The organism is Niabella beijingensis, from assembly GCF_020034665.1.
Taxonomy (GTDB): Bacteria; Bacteroidota; Bacteroidia; order Chitinophagales; family Chitinophagaceae; genus Niabella; species Niabella beijingensis.
Window position 1 is genome coordinate 2,212,331 of sequence record NZ_JAIQDI010000001.1, and the last position, 21,846, is coordinate 2,234,176.

17 protein-coding genes are annotated in these 21,846 nt (G+C 48.9%); 4 read left to right on the top strand and 13 right to left on the bottom strand.

Going from position 1 to position 21,846, the window contains the following annotated elements; translation table 11 throughout:
* Nucleotides 1-38: 38 nt before the first annotated feature.
* The 3 genes from ricT to K7B07_RS09320 form a co-directional block, all read right to left on the bottom strand.
* The gene (ricT, locus tag K7B07_RS09310) at nt 39-1,229 is read right to left on the bottom strand and encodes a regulatory iron-sulfur-containing complex subunit RicT (protein WP_223709152.1); all 1,191 of its coding nucleotides are present in this window, start codon (nt 1,227-1,229) and stop codon (nt 39-41) included.
* Between the two features lie 316 nt (nt 1,230-1,545).
* On the bottom strand, nt 1,546-2,748 hold the full coding sequence (locus tag K7B07_RS09315; protein ID WP_223709154.1) for a DNA polymerase III subunit: 1,203 nt from the start codon (nt 2,746-2,748) through the stop codon (nt 1,546-1,548).
* A 126-nt stretch (nt 2,749-2,874) separates the two neighbouring features.
* On the bottom strand, nt 2,875-3,312 hold the full coding sequence (locus K7B07_RS09320) for a hypothetical protein (protein WP_223709155.1): 438 nt from the start codon (nt 3,310-3,312) through the stop codon (nt 2,875-2,877).
* A gap of 173 nt (nt 3,313-3,485) precedes the next feature.
* On the opposite strand from K7B07_RS09320, the gene K7B07_RS09325 reads away from it, so the two are divergent.
* On the top strand, nt 3,486-4,898 hold the full coding sequence (locus tag K7B07_RS09325; RefSeq protein ID WP_223709157.1) for an MBL fold metallo-hydrolase: 1,413 nt from the start codon (nt 3,486-3,488) through the stop codon (nt 4,896-4,898).
* Nucleotides 4,899-4,920: 22 nt separating this feature from the next.
* On the opposite strand, the gene K7B07_RS09330 is transcribed toward K7B07_RS09325, so the two are convergent.
* From K7B07_RS09330 to K7B07_RS09365, 8 genes are all read right to left on the bottom strand, one after another.
* The gene (locus K7B07_RS09330) at nt 4,921-5,325 is read right to left on the bottom strand and encodes a GxxExxY protein (protein ID WP_223709159.1); all 405 of its coding nucleotides are present in this window, start codon (nt 5,323-5,325) and stop codon (nt 4,921-4,923) included.
* 415 nt (nt 5,326-5,740) lie between these two features.
* Nucleotides 5,741-7,522: an ABC transporter ATP-binding protein gene (locus K7B07_RS09335; RefSeq protein ID WP_223709160.1), complete on the bottom strand. Its 1,782-nt coding sequence runs from the start codon at nt 7,520-7,522 to the stop codon at nt 5,741-5,743.
* A 3-nt stretch (nt 7,523-7,525) separates the two neighbouring features.
* Complete coding sequence (locus K7B07_RS09340; protein ID WP_223709161.1) at nt 7,526-9,274, bottom strand: ABC transporter ATP-binding protein; 1,749 nt, start codon at nt 9,272-9,274, stop codon at nt 7,526-7,528.
* 210 nt (nt 9,275-9,484) lie between these two features.
* Nucleotides 9,485-10,501 carry an ABC transporter permease gene (locus tag K7B07_RS09345; RefSeq protein WP_223709162.1) on the bottom strand — a complete coding sequence of 339 codons (1,017 nt, stop codon included), beginning with the start codon at nt 10,499-10,501 and terminating at the stop codon, nt 9,485-9,487.
* Nucleotides 10,446-11,456, bottom strand: a complete 1,011-nt coding sequence (locus tag K7B07_RS09350; protein WP_223709163.1) for an ABC transporter ATP-binding protein — start codon at nt 11,454-11,456, stop codon at nt 10,446-10,448. Before K7B07_RS09350 ends, K7B07_RS09345 begins: the two co-directional genes overlap by 56 nt.
* Before the next feature lie 2 nt (nt 11,457-11,458).
* Entirely contained in the window at nt 11,459-12,316 is an 858-nt protein-coding gene (locus K7B07_RS09355; RefSeq protein ID WP_223709164.1) for a COG1470 family protein, read from the bottom strand.
* A gap of 211 nt (nt 12,317-12,527) precedes the next feature.
* On the bottom strand, nt 12,528-12,803 hold the full coding sequence (locus K7B07_RS09360) for a DUF4180 domain-containing protein (RefSeq protein WP_223709165.1): 276 nt from the start codon (nt 12,801-12,803) through the stop codon (nt 12,528-12,530).
* A gap of 34 nt (nt 12,804-12,837) precedes the next feature.
* Nucleotides 12,838-13,743 (bottom strand): DMT family transporter, encoded by a 906-nt coding sequence (locus K7B07_RS09365; protein ID WP_223709167.1) that lies wholly within the window; start codon nt 13,741-13,743, stop codon nt 12,838-12,840.
* Nucleotides 13,744-13,864: 121 nt separating this feature from the next.
* Here K7B07_RS09365 and K7B07_RS09370 point away from each other — a divergent pair, with 121 nt between their 5' ends.
* Nucleotides 13,865-14,425: a sugar O-acetyltransferase gene (locus K7B07_RS09370; protein WP_223709168.1), complete on the top strand. Its 561-nt coding sequence runs from the start codon at nt 13,865-13,867 to the stop codon at nt 14,423-14,425.
* Nucleotides 14,426-14,441: 16 nt separating this feature from the next.
* On the opposite strand, the gene K7B07_RS09375 is transcribed toward K7B07_RS09370, so the two are convergent.
* Nucleotides 14,442-16,463, bottom strand: a complete 2,022-nt coding sequence (locus tag K7B07_RS09375; RefSeq protein ID WP_223709169.1) for a DUF5689 domain-containing protein — start codon at nt 16,461-16,463, stop codon at nt 14,442-14,444.
* A gap of 42 nt (nt 16,464-16,505) precedes the next feature.
* Nucleotides 16,506-19,082: a TonB-dependent receptor gene (locus K7B07_RS09380; RefSeq protein WP_223709170.1), complete on the bottom strand. Its 2,577-nt coding sequence runs from the start codon at nt 19,080-19,082 to the stop codon at nt 16,506-16,508.
* 93 nt (nt 19,083-19,175) lie between these two features.
* Between K7B07_RS09380 and K7B07_RS09385 the strand changes: the two genes are divergently transcribed.
* Both K7B07_RS09385 and gnd read left to right on the top strand, forming a co-directional pair.
* Nucleotides 19,176-20,228, top strand: a complete 1,053-nt coding sequence (locus K7B07_RS09385; protein WP_223709171.1) for an endonuclease/exonuclease/phosphatase family protein — start codon at nt 19,176-19,178, stop codon at nt 20,226-20,228.
* A 141-nt stretch (nt 20,229-20,369) separates the two neighbouring features.
* The gene (gene gnd, locus K7B07_RS09390; RefSeq protein ID WP_223709172.1) at nt 20,370-21,827 is read left to right on the top strand and encodes a decarboxylating NADP(+)-dependent phosphogluconate dehydrogenase; all 1,458 of its coding nucleotides are present in this window, start codon (nt 20,370-20,372) and stop codon (nt 21,825-21,827) included.
* The last annotated feature ends 19 nt before the right edge of the window (nt 21,828-21,846 follow it).

Sequence of the window (21,846 nt, forward strand, 5' to 3'; positions counted from 1 at the left end):
CAACCGGGCAGCATTCACGGCAGCAAACCGGAAAAATCCTATCCCTGTTTTTTCCCGTCCTGTTGTTGTTTGCTCCGGTTGGGTTTATGTTTCTGATGAGGGGGACGGTTGCCTTCTTTTTTCTGCGGTGGCTGCTGTTTTCCACCCTGTTTTGGGTTTGGACCCTGGGCGCGTGGCTGCCCCTGCTGCTGGTTCCTCTTTTGCTGCCGTTTCTTTTTATCGGCCCGTTCCAGGCTGCGCAGACTGATCTGGCCCACCACATCCACAAATTCGGGCTCCACTTCCACGGGTTTGGAACTGGTCACCTCCACCGGCTCCAGTTCTTCCGGGATCACATTCTGGCGGTTCAGTGATTTTATTTTACGAACCCTGTCTATGGTAAGGGGGTATTGTTTGTTGCTGTCGGGCAGCGAATACCACATCAGGTTTTTAAAGATATCTTTTTTGATCAGCAATGCATTGCCTTTTGCTACCTGCAACTGGTCGCAGTCATTGGGAAATCCCTGAAGCGCATCCAGGTAGGTGTCCAGCTCATAGTTCAGGCAGCATTTCAGCCGGCCGCACTGGCCGCTTAATTTGGTTTGATTAATGGAAAGGTTCTGATAACGGGCAACGGTGGTATTGACGGATTTAAAGTCGGTTAACCAGGTAGAGCAGCACAGTTCCCTGCCACAGCTTCCGATACCGCCTACTTTTCCGGCCTCCTGGCGGGCGCCGATCTGCCGCATTTCCACTTTTACCTTGAACTCCTGGGCATATACTTTGATCAGTTCCCGGAAATCCACCCGTCCGTCGGCGATATAGAAAAAGGTCGCTTTGCGTCCATCCGCCTGCATTTCCACCTGGCTGATCTTCATGTTCAGGTTCAGCTGTTTTGCAATGGCCCGGCTGCGGATCACGGCTTCCGGTTCCCGGTTCTTATTGATCCGGCGCTGATCCAGATCGCGTTCTGTAGCCATCCGCAACACCTTCTTCATATCGGGGTTTTCCTCCTTTACCCCGTATTTTTTCATCTGAAGCCGTACGATCTCGCCTGTCAGCGATATCTCGCCTACATCAAAACCACTTACGCCTTCCACGGTAACCAGGTCCCCTTTTTCAAATAACTGGAGGGTCGTATTGCGGAAAAAATCCTTCCGGGTACCTTTACTGAAACTGATCTCCACCACATTGCACTGATCCTCTGTATTGGCCATGGGGAGATTACGCAACCAATCGTATGTATTCATCCTGTTGCACCCACCTGTACTGCAGCCACCGTTACTTTTACATCCACTCGGCTTACCGCCGGTGGCCGTACCACAACTTGAACAACCCATTCTAACTTTTTTATAGGGAGGGTGCTGAGAACTGTGCGCTGCTGATGCAATATTATTATACCAGGCCAAACAATATATTTGGTCTTACCTGTGTGATAACCGGGAGAATTGACCGGTTATGAATATATCTGGTTAATAAACGACAAAAAACAAGTTCTTAAAACACACAAAAACCACTACACCCCATTTGTTTTAAAAAATCAATTCCTCCTCATTTCCGGACACCTCATTCATTCAAAAATACGATTTTGTCCTTAATGATATGATAAATTTTAATGGTGAGTGCCATAAACAGCATTTTGCTGTTTGCATTGCGCTCAATATAATAAGCTGCGTTATCCAGTTCATTTATAATGGCTTCCTGCTGCTCCATGCGGGTAATTTTGTTGAAACGCGTTGCAAAATCCAGGTCTTTTTCCGGGAATCCTTCTCCCGCCTGTCCAAAAACCTGGATCTTGACCGCCAGCTGCAGCAGGTGATTGAAATATTGTAAAAACTGTTTTTGTTTTTCCCGGCCCAGTTTGCTGATCTCATCCACCCATTTGGCCTGGGCCACCGGGCCTGTTTTCATAATCGCATTCAGCCAGTCGCGCAGCAGCTCCTGCCAGTCTTCCTCGGCATGCTGCGCCAGCTGCAGGGCCATATGATAATTACCCTGACTTACAGCTGCAATGCGGGCGGCAGTCTCCGGGGACGTGTTATTCCGCTCCAGCAGGGCCGCTTCAATCTCCCTGTCCTCCGGCAGCGGCACTTTTATCAGCTGCACCCGGCTCAGGATGGTAGCCAGTATCTGGCTTTCATTTTCAGCAACGAAGAGGAATACCGTATTGGGTGGCGGCTCCTCGATCAGCTTCAGCAGCTTGTTGCCCTCATTACCAAGGTATTCCGGCAACCACATAATGAGCACTTTATACTCACTCTCAAAGCTTTTAAGGTTCAGTTTTTTTATAATGTCATTGCATTCCTGTGCGGTGATATTTCCCTGTTTATTTTCGGCACCAATGAACTGCAGCCAGTCATAGGCATTCCCGTACGGGTATCCTTTTACGAATTCCCTCCATTCTGTTATATAATCGGTACTGATGGGAGGTGTTCCTGATTTTTTGGTAACAACAGGATAACTGAAATGAATGTCCGGGTGGGCAAACGCAGCCGCTTTTACACAGGAGGGACAGGTGCCGCAGGAATCATAAGAGATCGTATCCGGCTCCGGTTCCGGGTCTCCAAAAAGTGAAGGCCCCTGTGACACAGCAAGCGGGCGGCTGATGCGTTCACAAACAATGTATTGTGCAAAAGCCAATGCCAGTGGCAGGGCACCACTGCCTTCTTTTCCCAAAAATAAGATCGCGTGCGCCAGCCGGTTCTCCTTCATCAGTTCGGGGAGCTCCTTTTTCAACGAATGCTGGCCGATAACCTCCTTAAACTGCATGCGGCAAATGTAGGAAGATAATGCCACAGCGACACTGGGGCACAGAATTTTAATGTTCCGGAGGAGTGCGTTGGTAATAGTTATCCGTTACTGTAAGAAACCCGGCCGGGTTGGGTTTCCAAAATACTACAACTTTATAATGTAGAATCCGCGCGTATCCCTTGATGCTTTAACCCCGCCTGCTTTTAGTTCACCAATATATTCACCGCATTTCCCGTAGATCATGTTTACCGTAATGGATACAGAATGTGTATCTGCTTTCAACAGGTACTGGTTATCACCTTTTATGTATGAAAACTGCGGCACAACCATTACTTTAAGTGTGTCATTTCCCATTATCCCAAACTTAAATTTTTCCTCTTTTTCATTGGTGATGCTTACAGCTGCGGTATCCAACTGCTTGCCGGCAATAAGATCCGCTCCTGTTTCCGCATGAACAAGCCGTAAGCTCAACTTTGGTGGCGGCAACGCACAGAGTATCATTCCATCATTATCCTTATTTCCCTGTTTGGAGCAGGATAATAAGGAGATTACCAATAAAAACAATATGAAAAAGTTTCTCACAAATCAATTTTTCATAAAAACGCTCAAACCAGCTCTTTCGCAACAACAGCATCTGGAAACTATTGATTTAAGTTCCTTTTTATACAGCAGGCCAGCTAGTCAGCAACCAAAATCATTTCCTACTGTTTGTATATAGTAGTAAACGCGAACTTTGACCCGTTAAATCAGTGTGTATGAAAGTTGAGCAGATCTATACCGGATGCCTGGCCCAGGGGGCCTATTATATTTCTTCCAAAGGAGAAGCGGCAATTATTGACCCGTTACGAGAAGTGCAGCCCTATATCGACCGGGCGGCAAAAGACGGAGTGGTGATCAGATACATATTTGAAACACATTTTCACGCGGATTTTGTAAGCGGTCATGTTGATCTGGCTGCAAAGACGGGGGCAAAGATCGTTCTGGGCCCAACAGATGCCCATCTCGGGTATGATGCACATATTGCCAGGGATGGCGAAACCTTTAAAATTGGCGATGCCACCATAAAGGTATTGCACACTCCCGGGCATACCCTTGAAAGTTCGGTTTACCTGCTGACTGACGAAACCGGAAAAGATACGGCCATTTTCACCGGAGATACCTTATTTATAGGCGACGTAGGACGGCCCGATCTGGCGCAAAAGATATCCGGCGACCTCACAAAGGAAAAACTGGCGGGCTTTTTATTTGATTCTTTACGCTCCAAGATCCTGCCGTTGCCGGATGAGCTGATCGTGTATCCTGCTCACGGCGCCGGAAGCGCCTGCGGTAAAAATATGAGCCGGGAAACAACCGATACGCTGGGGCATCAGAAAAAAGTAAATTACGCGCTGAACCCGGAACTGACCCGTGAACAATTCATCACCGCCGTTACTGACGGATTAACAGAACCGCCCCAATATTTTCCCCAGAATGTAAAGATGAATATCGAAGGGTATGAAAGTGTTGATGAAGTGTTGGAACGCGGCAACAGGGCGCTCGATCCGGATGCTTTTGAAGAAGCCGCCAATCATACGGGAGCCATTATGCTGGACACCCGTGCCCCGCAGGACTTTGCAAAAGGGTTTATTCCCAATTCCATAAATATTGGTATCGATGGCAGCTTTGCGGTTTGGGTGGGTACCCTTATCCCGGATCTGAAACAGGAGATCTTAATCATTGCAGACGAGGGCCGCGAAGAGGAAGTAGTTACCCGCCTGGCCCGTGTGGGATACGATTACAGCATTGGCTACCTGGAGGGCGGCATTGAAGCCTGGAAAAAAACGGGGAAGGAAATTGACAGCATTGAAAGTATAACACCTGAAACACTTGCAGCCGTTCCCGATCCGCTGATACTGGATGTACGTAAGGAAAGCGAGTACCAGGCTGAACATATTGATGGTGCGGAAAATGTGCCCCTGGATTATATTAACCAGCACATCGCCGCCATCAACCGCAATAAACCGGTTTATATACATTGTGCCGGTGGCTACCGTTCCATGATCTTCGCCTCGATTTTAAAAGCGCGGGGGTTCGACAATATTGTTGACATAAATGGTGGTTTCAAGGCCATAAAAGAGGCGGACAAATTTAAGATCACCGATTTTGTATGTCCGACATCGAAAAAGTAAAAAGGATGCACAGCGGCCTTCTTCACTCCGGCAACACGCTGAAGTATTCGTTTACAAATGGCTTCAGCGCTCTTGTAATATTATCTGCATAAAAGTTGATCAGCAATCCCTGAGGCTTTTGCAGCAGCTTCATATAAGTAAGCAATTGTGCTTCATGAACCGGCAGTAAATGATCTACCGTCTTCAGCTCCACAACCACACAATCATTTACCAACAGGTCCAGGCGCAGATCGGTGTCGATTGTTATATTGCCATAAATAACCGGAACCAAAACCTGTCGTACAACAACATAATGATTCCGGGCAAGTTCATATTCCAGGCATCGCTGGTAAACACTTTCCAATAAACCGGGTCCCAATTCTTTATGTACGCTGATTGCGCAACCTGTAATTTCATAGGAAAGCTGCGTGACTTCTTTCTTTGTCATCGTTAGTATTGTTTATTCATAACGGCTTAAAACATTAAGGCGTTAAGGTCCATTAAGAACTCCTGCAGCTTAATTGTTCTTAACTCCTCAATGGTTCAAAAAAGCTACAAAACATTAAGGCATTAAGGTGCATTAAGAGCTCCTGCAACTTAACTGTTCTTAACTCCTCAATGGTTCAAAAAAAGCTACAAAACATTAAGGCATTAAGGTCCATTAAGAGCCCCTGCAGCTTAATTATTCTTAACTCCTCAATGGTTTAAAAAAGCTACAAAACATTAAGGCATTAAGGTGCATTAAGCACTCCTGCAACTTAACTATCCTTAACTTCTTAATGGTTTAAAAGAATACCGACAAATATACATTATTTTAAATAATAATATATTTATTTCCGGAGCGTAGGTTCCGGCCGGAAGGTTTAGCTGGCCCGTTTGTGCTGCAGCAACATGTCCATTGCATGTTCCAGGGTACCGGCTGGAATCACTTCCCCGCCGTTCACAAAAAAGATCTCATCGGCATTTTCGATGGTGTTTAGCCGGTGCGCAATGATCACCTTCGTGGTGGTTTCCGGTAATTTTTTCAGAATATCTTCCAGCAGTTGCTCCGTCACCGTATCGATATTGGCGGTAGCTTCATCCAGGATCACGATCTGCGGCTTCCGCAATACGGCACGGATAAATGCGATCAGCTGCTTTTGTCCCAGGCTTACGGTATCTGCAGCATTCAGCAGCGGCGTATCGAGCCCCTGATCAAACCGGGAAAGCAGCGCTTCCAGTCCTGCTGTACGGATGGCCTGCAACAGCGCTTCATCACTTAACCGCCGCAGTGCGGTGTTCCCATACAGAATATTTTCCTTCAGCGTTCCGCTGAACAGGAACGGTTCCTGCAGGATAAACCCGATCTCCCGGGTGCGCTCCTCAGTGGTATAAGAACGGATATCGCGGCCATTCAGCAGCACCGCCCCTTCCGTAGGATCATACAGCCGCGCTATCAGGGCAGCCGTTGTACTTTTTCCGCCACCGGTAGGCCCTACCAGCGCATAGGTTTTGCCGCGCTGCATTTTGAAATTGATAGCATGCAATACCTTCTTGCCATCGGGATACTGAAACGACACATTTTGAAATGCCATTACTATATCACCAGAAGCGGACCCGGCATTACCGGTTTCGATAACCGGAAGATCAGACCGCAGGGAAAGAATAACGGAGATGCGGTCCCATGCGGCGAGCGCGGTCTGGAAACTGGCCCACAACGCTGCCAGCTCACGCAGCGGACGGTAAAAAAGCTGCACATAACTTATAAAGCTGATCAGTAAGCCCAGGGTGAATTGTCCTTCGATGATCAGGTAGATACCAAAGGCCAGCACGATCAGTTGCGCCAGGTTGGAGAAAAAACCAAAAACCGGAGTAAACAGGTTGTTGGCAATACCTGCGGTTACCGATGTTCTGTAGTTTTCCGCATTTACTTTTTCAAAGCGCTGCCGGAAATAATCGCGGCGGTTAAAGGCAATGATCGTTTTAAAATTATGAAGTCCTTCCTGGATATCGGCACTCAACCCACCATTGGCCTTCATGCTGATGGCATTCTTCTTTTTTACCCAGGGCGACACCAGCAAAACAAACAACAGGATAAAAACGGCGGGCACCAATGAAGCCACGCCCAGCTTCCAGTGAATCGACAATACAAAGACGGCCACGCCGATCATCGAAAAGATACTGTCCATGAACCGCATCAGCGACTGCGAGAAGAACTGGTTGACTGTATCGGTATCGTTATTGATCCTGGAGATCAGGTCACCCGAGCGGTTCCTGTTAAAAAAGGCCACCGGCAGTTCCTGCAGTTTATTGAAGACTTCATTTCTCAGCTGGTACAGCATCCGTTGCCCGATACTCCCCATCAGCTTGGCCTGCAGGTATTCCGTACCGGCCCATACAATATAAATTCCCAGCAATACCCCGCAATATTGCAGCAGCAGGCCATATTGTTTCTGCAGGATAAAATGATCCACAATATACCCGATCAGGTAGGGCGTCAGCATGGTGATGCCTGCATTCAGCAGCATAACAAAAGCAGCAATGCCCAGGTTCTTTTTTTCCCCTCTCATGAACCGGAACATCTTACGCAAGGCTGCGCCGGCCGAACTTTTTTGCTCCTGGTTCAGGTCGTAATTGATCTGCAAACTGGTAGTAGCCTCCTGCATTATTTAAACTTCTGTTGTTTGATAATTATTCAGACTTTGCTGGCTCTGTAGGATCTGATTGTACTCCGGGTTGGATCGCAGCAATTCCTCATGTGTTCCTTTAGCCACCAGTTCGCCTTCCATCAGCAGCACGATCTGCTCATAGTCCTTTACAGGCGCCAGGTTCTGGGTGATAGAGATAATGGTGATACCCGGATAATGTTCCGCCACATTTTTCCAGATCCGCTGTTCCGTATTGCGGTCAACGCGTGCTGTGAATTCATCCAGCAGCAGGATCTTAGGGTTGCCTGCCAGTGCCCGGGCCAGCATGATCCGCTGTTTTTGCCCGCCGGATAAACTCAGTCCGCGTTCAGAAACCTCCGTATTCAATCCCCGGGGCAGGCCGGCAACAAAATCAGAAAGTTCGGCGGTCTGTATGGCCTTTTCAAGTGCTTCTTCTGTAACAGAAGCATTGAAGGCAATGTTCTCCCGGAGGCTCATATTAAAGATGATCGCGTCCTGGAATACCAGCCCTACCTGCCGCAACAATATTTCCTGGTTATAGTCATCGATCGGAACATCGTCATAATAAATCGTCCCTTCCTGTGGTTTTATTAATGTGGTCAACGCATAAAACAGCTGGGTCTTGCCCGCAGCAGTCGGACCAATAACGGCAGTACGCGAACCGGGTTCTACTGTAAACGAAACGCTATCCAGCGCCTTTTTCTCACCGAATGCGATGGTAACCCCTTTCACTTCAATACGGCCATCCAGTTGTTTTTCAAAGCTGCCGCCGGTTTCTGTATCAGGCGCGCTCAGTACCTGGTGGATACGGGCATAGGAAGCGGAGGCCCGCGCGATCAGGTTACTCATAAACCCGATCAGCAAAATAGGAAAGATCAATATAGCAATATAACTGTTAAACGCAGCAAAAGCTCCCATGGTCATGGTGCCGGTGATCACATAATGACCACCTACAGCCACCACTGTCAGAATGGCCAGGTTGGCAGTAAATACGATAACAGGGATCAGGGTCGCAAACAATCTTAAAATAGCAAGCCCCAGGTTTTTGGCCTCTCCGCTGGCCTCAATAAACTTATTGTATTCCTGGTATTGCGCGTTCAATACACGGATCAGTGCGGCGCCCAGTATCGACTCATTGATCACTTTATTCAGCCGGTCGATCACTTCCTGCGACCGTTTAAAAAGCGTTTTGATCTTCCGGAATACCAGTATAAATGTTATACCTATAATGGGTATCACTCCCAATACCATCAATCCCAGCCGCCAGTTGATGCTCAGCAGCAGCGCCGAAGTACCCACGATCAGTACAATGGAAGAAATAATATTGACAATGGCCTGCGACACAAAGGTCTTCACCGCATTCACATCCGAAGTAATATTGGTCAGCAGTTTATTGGGGCCGGTTTCCTGGATGAATGCATGTGTCTGCCTTGAAATTTTTGCGGCCAGCTGTTCCCGCAGATTCCGGGCCACTTTTTCTGACGCGTAGGTCTGTACCAGGCTTTGGAGATAGGTGAGTACCAGGATCAAAACCGATGCACCCGCAAAATAAATCAACACCCGCCGCAGCTCAAACCGGCTGTGTGAAAAATCATCAATGGCTGTTTGAATAAGTTTGGGAATGACCAGATTGAGTCCGTTGCTTAAAAGCGCCAGCAGCAGCAACAGAAAAATCAGTCCTCTGTAGGGCTTTAATAGGGCAAACATATTCGGCCTGGCCCCGCGGGCTTTTGTTGCTTCCTGTGTCATACTTTTTTACTGACAACGGTATACTATAGACGAAACCGTTTTTACTAAAGACGGACCGGACTTGTTTTTACTTTAAATGAATATAAAAACAGTGTTCCTGAATCCGGCCGGATTGCGAAGTTAGTTTATCCGGTGCTGAAATGCCGGCGGAATTTACAAATGGAAAAAAAACGTGTGGACCGGGAAACCAAAGCAACACATCAGGATCACTTAGTTCCGCACTTCCCTGCGCATAAAAAGATAATATGCCAGGGCAAAGCACAGTAATGTGGCTGCTACCAGGCCACACAGCTGCGGCCATACGATCAGCAGGCTTTCCCTCAATGGAAGTGGCGAGGGAACAGCGCCCGCCATCTGCTCCATCGACAAGGGGCCAAGACTTCTTACAGACGGCATCAGCAATGTGGTGGTACCATCCGCATAAAGCTGACTGGGAGCCAGCCGGAAAAAAGTATTGATCCGGTCGTTATAAGCGGCGATCTCTTCCGGCATCAGCAGGGCAGGGTCCGGCAAAAAGGCCTTGATCGCCAGGTTGATGACCAGCTGGTAAAAAACGGTAAAAAACAACCAGATGCCAATGGCGGTCAGCGCCGAAGTGGCCGCCTGTCTGAAAACTACAGAAAGCAGTATGGAAAGATTCAGCCAGAAGCCAATATAAACGATCGTGAGCAGGATAAAACAAAGGATACGTAAAAATTCCTGTGGTTCGATCTTAACACCGGTGATAATAAGTCCGCCGCCGATCATCAGCAACGCCAGTGATAAAAAGAGGACGCTGATAACGATAAGGGCCCCGGTAAACTTTGAAAGCAGCAGGTTGTCCCGGTATACCGGCTGAGCCAGCAACCGGATCAGCGTTCCGTTATTCTGCTCTGCATTCACGGCGTCGAATCCCAAACCGATGCCCAGTAACGGCCCCAGGAAACCAACAAAAATATGAAAGGGAGGCAGGGTATTATCAGTTATCGTCAATAGCTTCAGGTACAGGAACAACCGGTCCGGATCCGTTACATTGCCTGTTGCTTTGGATATATTCGACAGGGATACATACATGGAACCAAAAAAGGTAAGCAATACGATTGCCAGTAATACGATGAACCGCCAGCTGCGTATATGATCGGCAACCTCTTTCCGCACCATTGCAGAAAAAGGCTGCTCCGCAGCGGCCGTTCTATTGCCGGCGTTTCCTGAAAAAAGACCTTTGAAATAAACCGCTGGACTTTTCATTGGAACTGGTTTCATTTAAATTGGTTTCAAAATAACGTTGATAAATTTCATCGAGGCCGTAGGCATGCTGATGAACACCGGTAATCTCCATTCCCTGTTCAACAAGAAAACGCACAATGGCCGGTGTTCCGTTAACATCGCCGGAAATGCGCAGCAGCCGTTCCTCCACAGATACATTTTTTACGTCCGGCTGTTGCAGCAGGGCAGACTTCAATGCAGGTGGTACCGGGTTTTTAACGGTGACCTCCACCAGGAACGGGTCACTGGAAAACAGGTTGCCCGCCAGTGTTTCGATATTTCCTTCTGCCAGTAATTTTCCTCCTACAAAGATCCCCACCCGGTCGCATACCTGCTGTACCTGGTGCAGGTGGTGCGATGACAATAATACGGTTAACCCCTGCTGACGGCTTAGCTGTCTTATCAGTGCCAGGAAATCCCTTACACCACTTGGATCAATGCCCAGTGTGGGTTCATCGAGTATGATCACTTCCGGCTGTTTGATCAGTACATCCGCAAGACCCAGCCGCTGTTTCATCCCTCTTGAAAACACCCCCGTCTTTTTGTGCATGGCATCCGCCAGGCCTACTTCTTCCAGCATTTCTTTTGCGCGGTCGTGCACCTGCCGCCCCGGAATACCGTTCAGGCGGCCCACATAAATCAAATTTTCCAGCGCGGTCAGATTGTTATAGAATCCGACGCTGTCCGGCATGTACCCTACTTTCCGTTTAACCGGTATCGGATTTTTTGTGGCATTAAAACCACAAATAGTAGCGGTACCGGCTGTTGGCTCGGTAAGACCCAGCATCATCAGTATTGTTGTGGATTTACCGGCTCCGTTAGGTCCGAGCAAACCAAAGATCTCCCCTTTGCTGATTTCAAGATCCAGGTTGTCAACAGCCCTGAGGGATCGATAACATTTGGTCAATCCTTTCAGTTCGATGATTGGAGCTTCCATAATTATCTTCTGCCGTATTTACGAATCAGGTAATAGATCATACCGATGGCCAGCAGGATGACCAGCAACCCGATCCATCCGGAAAGAAAAGACGTTTTTACCGTCATGCGAAAGGAAGCGCTGGCATTGGCGCTTGCGTTCTTTACATTGAAATTGGTTACATAATCACCGGCAATGGTCTTATCCGGCACTTTTAAGGTTACGGTCACATCCTTATCCTTGCCCGGCTCCAGCCGGTTTATTTTTGAAGGCTCAAAGGAAGCCTCCCATTGCGATGGGGACTGTGCTGAAAGCTCCAGGTTATCGAGTGCGATCGTGCCGCTGTTCCGTACCACCAGGTGCAGGGAGGTGCTGCTGCCCTCTGTTACCTCGTCACTTAAGCGGCCTGTGGGTGTGGTCAGTTCCACTGCATACGCACCTTTTACGACTGCTTCGATCGTCAGAACTGAGGTATCCGTGCCCGTAACGGCCTTTAAGGGGATCGTGTATTTTCCCGGCCTTGCTGCCGGTGAAGGCAATACTTCCACAGAGATGTCCTGTGTTTTGTTAGAGTCGAGCCGGAAGGAAGCCACCTGGCTGCCCTCCACCTTAAAGGCTACGTTCCAGCCGATGGGGGCTTCGGCCGTTAGCTCATACACCCTGGCCTGACCGGAACTGTTGTGCAATGTTGCATTGTAGCGGAAGGTCTCCGTTACTGCGGCTTCCAGGTTCATCAGCCTTGCCGTAAAAGCAGCACCGTGCGTGGCTGTGGTCTGCGAAAATGAAGCAGGAGCATAAATAAAAGTTGCAGCTAAAAACAGCAGACAGCGGAACATGCTTCTCCTTCCGCTTTTTGAAAGTAGACGTTGTTGTGCTAACATGACATTAACAAATAATAAAAATTTATTAATAAAATAATAGCGCCTCAAAAACAGGGATACCCTTCTGAGTGCAAACGTTATTGTGTTCTGATGTAAAAGGTGGAATAAAATTATAAAAAGATTTTTTTCCACCAAAAAATTTACATGAATGGTTGTTCAACGCTGATGACCGGTCCGGTGTTCCTCCGCGTTGTTCGTCTCCGTTCTTTCATTATAATATTACAACACCGCCGGGCAGACAATAATAACAGCAGCTTTCTGATACAGTGGTTTTCCGGTTGCCGACGATTGTAACACACATACGATCATTAATGAACTGTTGTAAAATTTCGCCGGCTAGCTTCGTATTCAGGTCAGAGAATTGCGGTATTATATTTACTGTCTGCAGCATAATACTGTCGTATCCCTGATAATACAGGCTCCCGATCCTGTCAACCGCATCTTCCACGATCGTTTGCCGATCCATTATATGCGCAGTACTTTCCATCGGCAAGGGGTACAATTTTCTGTAAAATGATCCCTCAACCCTTACGGCTGGTTTTACGTTTATCCAGCTGACTTAATGCCAGACCGGCCAATACCATTATCACACCGGTGATGGTATAGATGCTTACAGGATCATGTACCCAAAGGGCGGCAATAATGATCCCAAATACCGGACAGACAAAAAGCCACAATCCTGCTTTTACAGCATCCTGTTTCAGCAAACCCAGCCAGAGTACCACAGCCCCAATGGAAACGGGGATGGCCAGCCACAGCGTTCCGCCCCAGAACTCCCAGGTATAATGATTGGCCGGCGCTTTATAGGTAAACAGCGCTACGGGCAACATCAGCAGTCCCCCGAAAAAGGTCTGCCATCCGTTGATCACGAACAGATGCAACCCTTTCCAGTTCTGTGACGAAAAATAAATAGTGCCGATCGAGTAAGAAAGCATACTGGCAAGCAACAGCAAAAGTCCGAGGGGCGTAACCGTAGCTCCACCCAGCAGCGGCCAGGCCACCACCAGAACACCGAGCAGGCAGATACATATTGCCAGTGCGATCGTTCCCGGCAGGGGCTTTTTTAGAAAAAATACCGAAATAAAACTGATGAACACCGGGCTTACGGCCACCGTCAATGCACCGATACTGGCTGTTACCTGCTGCATGGCAATTACATACAATCCCAGGTAAATGGTAATGTTCAGCATACCATAGATGATGAGCGGTTTCCATTCCCCTCGCCGGGGTAAGGGTTTACGCAATACCAGGTGGGCGATGACCAGCATGATCAGGGATGCCACACCAAAACGCATAACAGCAATCACCAATGGTTGAGAAACCTTTAATGCCACTTTGGTAGCAGTGGACGCCGATGACCACAGCACCGCAAACACCAGTCCTGCCAGTGCCCATTTTAAATCGGTATATTTTTTTTCGCCCTCCACAGAAACAATCCGGCAAAATTACGGGTTCTTATAAAATATACAGGAACGGAATCCGGACGCGGAATACATCGACGCTGCGATCCGCATCCAATTCGTTATTTTTATTTAATCAATAACCACTATGGCAACAGAAAAAGAAAAGATGCTCGCCGGTGAGCTTTATCTTCCTTCGGATCCGGAGCTCCGGGCACTGAGCGATCAGGCGCACCGGCGCTGCCAGGAATACAACCAATGCCCGGCGCTTGATTACGAAAAGAAGGCTGCCTTACTGAAAGCGCTCATCCCCCGCCAGGGAAAAAGCCTCTACATCGAGGGACCTTTTTTTTGCGACTATGGCATAAACATTGTCATCGGGGATAACGTATTCTTCAATTTCAATTGTACCATTCTCGATACGATGCTGGTTACCATCGGCGATCATTGTATGTTTGGCCCCGCGGTACAGATCTATACACCACTGCATCCGATGAAAGCGGCAGAACGGAACAGCGGCCGGGAATACGCCCAACCCGTAGTGATCGGCAACAATGTGTGGGTGGGCGGCAATGCTACTATTCTGCCGGGTGTACATATTGGAGACAACTGCGTTATCGGCGCCGGAAGTGTTGTCACCCGCAGCATACCCGCCAATTCCTTTGCTGCCGGTAATCCCGCCCGTGTGATAAAAGTGATCGATCAGTAGCAGCCCCGGAAGTCCGCTATTGCGTGCTTCCCGATATCTCCACATCGTCAATACTGAACGTGCCGCCACTGCCCAGTGCATAGAACCCATAAAACCGGAACACCACCGGTTGCCGGAGATCCGTAAATGTTGCACCGGGGCGGATGGTGCATCCCTCCTGTCTTGTACTACCCGAGGTATTCTTCACCTGGAAAATAGTGCCCTCCAGGATATGGATATTATTCTGTGGCAACGGCACGGCAGCCGGCAGATTAGCAGCAAAATGATCCCTTCCCGAGCGCACCGCTACCTGCTGCACTCCTGTTCCTGATCTTTCAAACGTGAACCGTATGGTTGAAATATGGAGCGCCTTTCCCTCCTCCGGCTGTATTAAGATCTCGTAATACTTCCCTGCATCAAAACCGGTCTGCGGCCAGGAGGTAAATGAAAAACGGCCGCCGGCACTGGGGTTGGCGCCTACATTCACTGCCCGGAAGGGCGTTAACCGGATATGAGGAATCACCGGAATTGGTGTCGGATCGGTGGTACCGGATTTGGTATGGACCGATCCAAAGTTAAACACCACGGAGAATACCGTTGCGGGTACAAACCCCGTTACATCTTCGGTATTGCGGATAGAAAATTGTTTTATACTATTATGAACGCCTGCATAGCCCGTCCAGCGCTGCCTTCCGCCAGGCAGGCGCTGTTGTGCAAATGACGCTTCCTCCCTGGTGAACAGCTCAATGGTACCTGTTGCATCATCGAGCACATGCGGTTCGCCAAAGACGCCGGCGCCGGCGCCGGCACCAGCGATTGTAATTAATGTGGATGCGATATTGCCGGGATCACCCGGAGGCAGCTCCAGCGCTGCATTGACCGCCGCGATCGTCCTGACCTCCGGTACTACCACACGCCCGGTGGCAACCGGAACGGGTTTTACAAATCCCTCATGCATTTTAAGCGTCAGTGTTCCGTTGTCATCCATCAGTGAGTCCTCATCGCTGAGGGTCAAAACGAGTGAATCTCCCGGCAGATAACGGATGGTGTCACCCAGGTGCACCACGATGCCCCGGTTGCCGCTTTGCAGCACAACCGATCCTTCCGGATGATTTTTAGCTGCCGCATCTGAAATCACGGTGCCTCCGGTGCGGTACCGGTCCAGTGCACGGTCCGTGCCGGTATATAATTGCCGGAGTGCTGCGATGGTTAACGGCGCAAGTGGTCCCTGTCCGCACCGGGGCTGACGAAACTGTACATCGGCAGTATCTCTTATAAAAAGCTGTTGCGTGGTAGTAAACAAACTGTAAATTCCAACGATCATTCCATTGCCTTCGGGAACTTTCAACCCGGCAAAGCCCGCATAACTGCTGTTTCTCAACACAACCGTTTTCTTCTGACAATCACGGATCGTAAAATTGACGGCATTTATTTTCTTTAAAGGGTCCGCATAGGTCTTTCCCGTATCGGCATCTGAGAACTGGTAGCCGTTCAGCTGCACGAGCATACTCTGCAGCGGGTTTTTGATATCTGTGGAAAGCTGATCCGGCGTGATCTGTTTTGGAACCACTTCATTACCGAAGGAGCCCTTAAGGATAAACTGATCAAACTGAACTGCCGGGATCCTGCCCAGGTTCAGATACGCGCCATCGCGAACAGAGTCCAGCCCCAGCTGAATCGTGCCTCCGTAATCACCCAGCATCATTCCCTGCAGCCTTATAAAAACCCTTCTTCCCGTCGGATAAGAAGTATAAACATTGTTACCATCCATTAAAACAGGAATGGCACCGGTCTCATCCTGTATTATGATCTGCTTGTAAAAATTTCCTGTGCGGTCATTGGCAGTTATTACACCGCTGATGATCTTTTCATCATAAATGGTCTGAAAGATCCCCACACCCTGGTAACGTTCTTTTAACTCTGCGATCGTCATATTCACGGTTACATCTGGATCTGCATTTACCGGGGGAATATCAAATCTCCGGTTGCAGGATACCATCAGCAGCAGGCTCCAAAATAAAATGATATTTTTTTTTGATACGGCAAGATATGTTTTCATGGAATTCTGTTTTAGTTGTTGAAAAATGGCCGATCCGGTCGTTTATTTCATCCGGACCATAACACTTGCGTAGTAGTTCAGTCCGTAAGCGTAATAATATTTGGGAGGAAACCGGTCCACATCCCGGCTTTCAGCATCAAACCGTAACTGTTCAAATCCTCCGGAACGCATGGTTTGAGTATTCAGTAGATTATTAATGCCGATATTGAAGACCAGGTAGGCTTGCCTGCGGCGCGGATGACTTCCGTGCAGGCGTTTTGTCCAGCCGCAGAAAAGATCAAGAGTGACCTGTGCCGGTAGCTGTTCCTGTGCGGTCATCCTGCTGAGGGAGCCTTCTGTTTCCGGGGAGGAAGGATCCGCATCACCTGTTGCCTCCGCAGTTCTCCGGATCGGATTGATGCTCAGCCAGGAATGATTGAAATAATTTCCCGTAAGACTGACGAACCAGTACCGGGGTGAACGGTAAAAAAGACCAGCACTATAAGCATCCTGCGGTGTGCCGGGTACCCGAAAATTTTTCATATACACTACCTGTTCAGCAAGAACAGCGGCGCTATTGTCCACTGTAACAACCGCATTGGGCCGGCTGTTATAATAATACCTCCCCGTTGCGATGGCAGCGTTAAGGCTCCAGGTGGATGTCAGTTTGATATCTGCCCCTGCCTCTCCGCCAAAATGAACCGTGCCCAGCCCACTCAATGCATAATTGACAAAATTCCGGTATTGATCGTGGTAGAAGGTCATTACATCATACGCACCATCAATCGTCGTGTAATATCCGGTCACAGACAGCTTTATACGCGGACTGTTCCATTTATATCCCGCTTCAAACGACTGTGTGGTTTCGGTCCGGATAGCGCCGCTTTGCAGGGTATTCCGGGTCCGCGGTGAAATGAACACGTTATCGAACAGGGGTGGTGTTTTATAATATCCGCCATTTATAAAAAAGTAATTCCGGCCATTGTACTTATAGGTAAGTCCTGCCTTCAGGGTAGGGGTTGCGAATTGCAGCCGTTTTGACGGGCCGTAAGACGCCGCAGGAAAAAGGCCATTGCGGTTGTATCCCTTCCTGTAGAACTGTTCATAATTAAGCCCGCCGGTAAAAAAGAACTCAAAACGGTTCAGACTGAGCAGCACCTGGGTCCAGGCCCCGAAGCGATGCAGCAGCAGCTGATAATGATACCCATATTGATCCCCTTCCCGCTTCAGCTGATTGGGATGATCCAGGTCATATTGAGCGGCATCGCGGTTCAACGGAAAATCCCTTTCTGCAAACTGGTTTACATTCAGCCAGAAATCACCGCCAAGAAGATCTTTGACCTCCTGGTAATATTCACTGGATTGTTTCTGGAAACTGCCGCCTGCTGTCACCGTTATCCGTCCGGAAATCGTTGTTCGGTATACTGAGCTGGTAATAATGCGCTGCTGCCGGTTCACCCGGTTGGATAAAATATAAAGCGAACGCCGCCCTTCTGCATCATTGCCCGGTATACCTTCAGCATCAGGTATTACAACTTTATTATTGCGGTTCACCTCGTAGAGGCGGTGCCAGTTTATCTGCAACCGGTCGGGATCGTTGTGCAACAGCTGCCGGAGATCCGAAGCCCGGTCCGGTTGTGTGGCAGCATAGTAACCAGGCAGGTAGCGGTAGTAATCCGGACGCGGGTCCGGCGCATTGTACCAGTCAAAGCCGGACAGCCGCTGCTTTCCGGAGCTATAAGCAAGAGTGGTGATCCAGTTTGAAGTTATGCCGGGTTGATATTCGTGCACAGCCATAATAACCGGCTGAACGGTTTCGGCAATGGCAGCATTCCGTTTCCTGCCGTTCTGATAGCCCCATGCGGGGTTGTAGAAATTGCTTCCGGCAAGATCCATTGCTTCCTGTACACTGGCCGTCTGACGGCCACTTTCTGTTGGTGCTCCAAAGGTAATCAGCGACAACAGCTGCCGGGATCCGATTCTCCTGTCTGCCGCTGCATAATAGCTCGCACTTCTGTAATAAGTGCCCGGCACATAGCCTTCCGCTGCATAACGGACGCTCCCCATAAAACTATAGGCCCAGCCTTTTTTATTAAACCCCGAGCTGTGTGTCAGCAAGAGACGATGCCGGTAATTACGGTTGGAAAGCGCGTACCCGGCCATTGTCTGCACCGGTTGTACTCCGGCGCGCATATCGGTATTTGTATTCAGACCCGGCCGACCCGGCGCAAAGTCGGTAACGCCCGGGCCATATACCTGTTGCCGTACGCGCATCATGTTGGTTAAACCCGACCACAGCCCAAAAGGGATCCTGCCATTATCCGGTCCTGTAAAGTCCGCATTGTTCAGGTAAACGGCATCCCCGTTATTATAGCCCCTCAGCCGGAAACGCAGGGGCGAAAAATTAAACGCCACAGCCGCCAGGTAAGGGTCCCTTCCTGCCGAAAGGACCGGGGAAACGGGCGCATTGTTGTCTTCACCGGTATCATCAATCAGCACAACAGGCAGTTCATCCCGGTCTCCGGCGTTCAGTATTCCGGCGGAATCAACAACAGGCAGGGTATCGGAGGAGGGCAACAGCTGTTGTGTCTTCCCTGAAATGCAGACAAACAGCAGCGTTAGCAATACGGCGGCTTTCATTTGGCATGAGTTTTTTGTAGGTTGTAAAAACCAAATATACTAAAAACAATGTATATTTATATTTATTAATATAATTTTTGTTAAACACACGCCATGTTAACCATCAGGTGCTTTTTTCTTTTTATAGGGTTTTATCCGTTTTGCAGTTTTCTTTTAAATGCCCAGCCCCGGCCTTATCAGACGGCGGTTGCAGCTTTTTATAACCTGGAGAACCTGTATGACACCCTTTTCCATGGATCCCATGATGACGCCGCTTTTACGCCGGACGGAGTAAAAGCCTATACAGGCGCTGTTTTCCGGGAAAAACTATCCCGGCTGGCATCCGTCATTTCCCGCATCGGCACCGACTTTAATCCTGACGGGCCGGCCCTTCTGGGTGTTGCTGAAGTGGAAAACCAGACCGTTCTGGATGCATTGCTGCAGCATCCTTTTATCGCCTCCCGCGGTTACCGGTCCGTACACTATGACTCCAGGGATGCACGGGGCCTGGACGTGGCGCTGGTCTATAATCCCCGTTATTTCCGGGTGTTAAAAAGCAGGCCCCTCTATGTAAAGCTGCCGCCGGATGTCAAGGATTTTATATATACCCGCGATATCCTCTGGGTAACCGGTTTGCTCAATGGTCAGAAGATACAGGTCTTTGTAAACCACTGGCCCAGCCGCTTCGGCGGTGAAAAAAAATCAGCCGCCGGCCGTATGGCTGCTGCCCTTACACTCAGAAAGATCATTGACACACTGATCCGGTACGATCCCATGACCCGTATCTTGGTTATGGGCGATCTGAATGATGAACCTGTCAGCAGCAGCGTTACAAAAGGACTCCGCGCCACATCACATATCGCCGAAATGGAAACGGGTGCACTGTACAACCCCTGGGCACGTTTGTTTAAGAACGGACAGGGCACACTTGCCTATCAGAATGCCTGGAGTTTGTTTGACCAGATCCTCCTGTCGGAAGCATTCCTGGATCAGCAGCAATCCGGCTTGTTTTTTTATAAGAATGAGATCTTTAAAACCGCCGAACTCATTGAAAACAGGGGCGCTTATAAAGGATATCCCCTGCGCAGCTATTCCGGTGATGTATACCGCGGCGGGTACAGCGATCACTTTCCTGTGTATATTGTACTGATTAAAAAAGTACTATAAAAACAACGGTTTAATTGTAAATTTTATAATTATACCGCTATCTTCAATAACAAATTGGTTTTCCACCCCGCCTGGATTAAATTTGACCACTTTTTGATCTTGACTTACAATTTTTAGTTTATATAATAATCTTGCGTAATTATGAAAGAAGTATCTGACATTGGAGTTATCGGTCTGGCGGTAATGGGCGAAAACCTGATCCTGAATATGGAAAGTAAAGGATTTCATGTAACCGCCTTCAACCGCTCGGTAGATAAAGTGGAGCATTTTGTAAACGGTCGTGCCAGGGGGAAAAATATCTATGGAGCTAAATCCATAGAAGACCTGGTAGGTTCATTGAAATCGCCGAGAAAAGTAATGCTCATGGTAAAGGCCGGTAAACCTGTGGATGACTTTATCGATCTTCTGATCCCGCATCTCGATAAAGGAGATATCATTATCGACGGTGGTAATTCTCATTTTCCCGACACTGAACGCCGTGTAAAATATGTAGAGAGCAAGGGATTGCATTTTATAGGCACCGGCGTTTCCGGTGGTGAGGAAGGCGCATTGCTGGGCCCCTCCATCATGCCCGGCGGCTCTAAAGAAGCGTGGCCGGCTGTAAAGCCGATCTTCCAGGGTATTGCGGCGAAGGTTGCCGACGGTGCTCCCTGCTGCGACTGGGTAGGTACCGGTGGTGCCGGTCATTTTGTGAAAATGGTACACAACGGTATCGAATACGGCGACATGCAGCTGATCAACGAAGTGTATCATATCATGAAGGACGTGCTGGGGATGTCGGCCGGTGAAATGCACGAAGTATTTAAAGAATGGAACGAAGGCGAGCTGGACAGCTATCTCATCGAGATCACGCGCGATATCCTTGCCTATAAAGAAGAAGACGGCACTCCTATTGTTGACCGTATCCTGGATACGGCAGGACAAAAAGGTACCGGTAAATGGACCGGGACCGTGGCCCTGGAACTGGGTGTGCCGCTGACACTGATCACCGAATCCGTATTTGCACGCTGTCTTTCCGCATTAAAAGAAGAGCGGGTGGCCGCTTCAAAAGTATTAACAGCAGGTCCCAAACCATCTTTCAGCGGCGATAAAAAAGCATTTATCGATTACCTGAGGGATGCATTGTATGCGGCCAAAGTGATCTCGTATGCACAGGGCTACCAGATGATGAAAGCCGCTGCCAAAGAATACAACTGGGAGCTCAGTTATGGCAATATTGCACTGATGTGGCGCGGCGGATGTATCATCCGTTCCCGTTTCCTTGGTAATATCAAAGAAGCGTTTGACAAAAACCCGGATCTGGCCAACCTGTTGCTGGATCCCTATTTTGCCGAAAAGATACAGGGATGCCAGGAAGGCCTGCGTACAGTGGCTGCAACAGCCGTACAGAACGGGATACCGGTTCCCTGTCTGGGTGCCGCTATCAGCTTTTACGACGGGTACCGGTCGGAACGGCTGCCGGCAAACCTGCTGCAGGCACAGCGGGATTATTTCGGGGCACATACCTACGAAAGAACAGATAAGCCCCGCGGCCAGTTCTTTCATACCAACTGGACCGGAAGAGGTGGTGATACGGCATCTACCACCTACGACGTATAAAATTGATTTATTGCAGTGG

What these genes read in the sequence shown, in the direction of transcription:
- K7B07_RS09315 (WP_223709154.1), bottom strand. Translation starts at nt 2,748, where the DNA reads ATGCAGTTTAAGGAGGTTATCGGCCAGCATTCGTTGAAAAAGGAGCTC.
- K7B07_RS09385 (WP_223709171.1), top strand. Translation starts at nt 19,176, where the DNA reads ATGTTAACCATCAGGTGCTTTTTTCTTTTTATAGGGTTTTATCCGTTT.
- K7B07_RS09330 (WP_223709159.1), bottom strand. Translation starts at nt 5,325, where the DNA reads ATGACAAAGAAAGAAGTCACGCAGCTTTCCTATGAAATTACAGGTTGC.
- K7B07_RS09345 (WP_223709162.1), bottom strand. Translation starts at nt 10,501, where the DNA reads ATGAAAAGTCCAGCGGTTTATTTCAAAGGTCTTTTTTCAGGAAACGCC.
- K7B07_RS09340 (WP_223709161.1), bottom strand. Translation starts at nt 9,274, where the DNA reads ATGACACAGGAAGCAACAAAAGCCCGCGGGGCCAGGCCGAATATGTTT.
- K7B07_RS09350 (WP_223709163.1), bottom strand. Translation starts at nt 11,456, where the DNA reads ATGGAAGCTCCAATCATCGAACTGAAAGGATTGACCAAATGTTATCGA.
- K7B07_RS09335 (WP_223709160.1), bottom strand. Translation starts at nt 7,522, where the DNA reads ATGCAGGAGGCTACTACCAGTTTGCAGATCAATTACGACCTGAACCAG.
- ricT (WP_223709152.1), bottom strand. Translation starts at nt 1,229, where the DNA reads ATGAATACATACGATTGGTTGCGTAATCTCCCCATGGCCAATACAGAG.
- K7B07_RS09325 (WP_223709157.1), top strand. Translation starts at nt 3,486, where the DNA reads ATGAAAGTTGAGCAGATCTATACCGGATGCCTGGCCCAGGGGGCCTAT.
- K7B07_RS09380 (WP_223709170.1), bottom strand. Translation starts at nt 19,082, where the DNA reads ATGAAAGCCGCCGTATTGCTAACGCTGCTGTTTGTCTGCATTTCAGGG.
- K7B07_RS09370 (WP_223709168.1), top strand. Translation starts at nt 13,865, where the DNA reads ATGGCAACAGAAAAAGAAAAGATGCTCGCCGGTGAGCTTTATCTTCCT.
- K7B07_RS09375 (WP_223709169.1), bottom strand. Translation starts at nt 16,463, where the DNA reads ATGAAAACATATCTTGCCGTATCAAAAAAAAATATCATTTTATTTTGG.
- K7B07_RS09360 (WP_223709165.1), bottom strand. Translation starts at nt 12,803, where the DNA reads ATGGAAAGTACTGCGCATATAATGGATCGGCAAACGATCGTGGAAGAT.
- gnd (WP_223709172.1), top strand. Translation starts at nt 20,370, where the DNA reads ATGAAAGAAGTATCTGACATTGGAGTTATCGGTCTGGCGGTAATGGGC.
- K7B07_RS09355 (WP_223709164.1), bottom strand. Translation starts at nt 12,316, where the DNA reads ATGTTAGCACAACAACGTCTACTTTCAAAAAGCGGAAGGAGAAGCATG.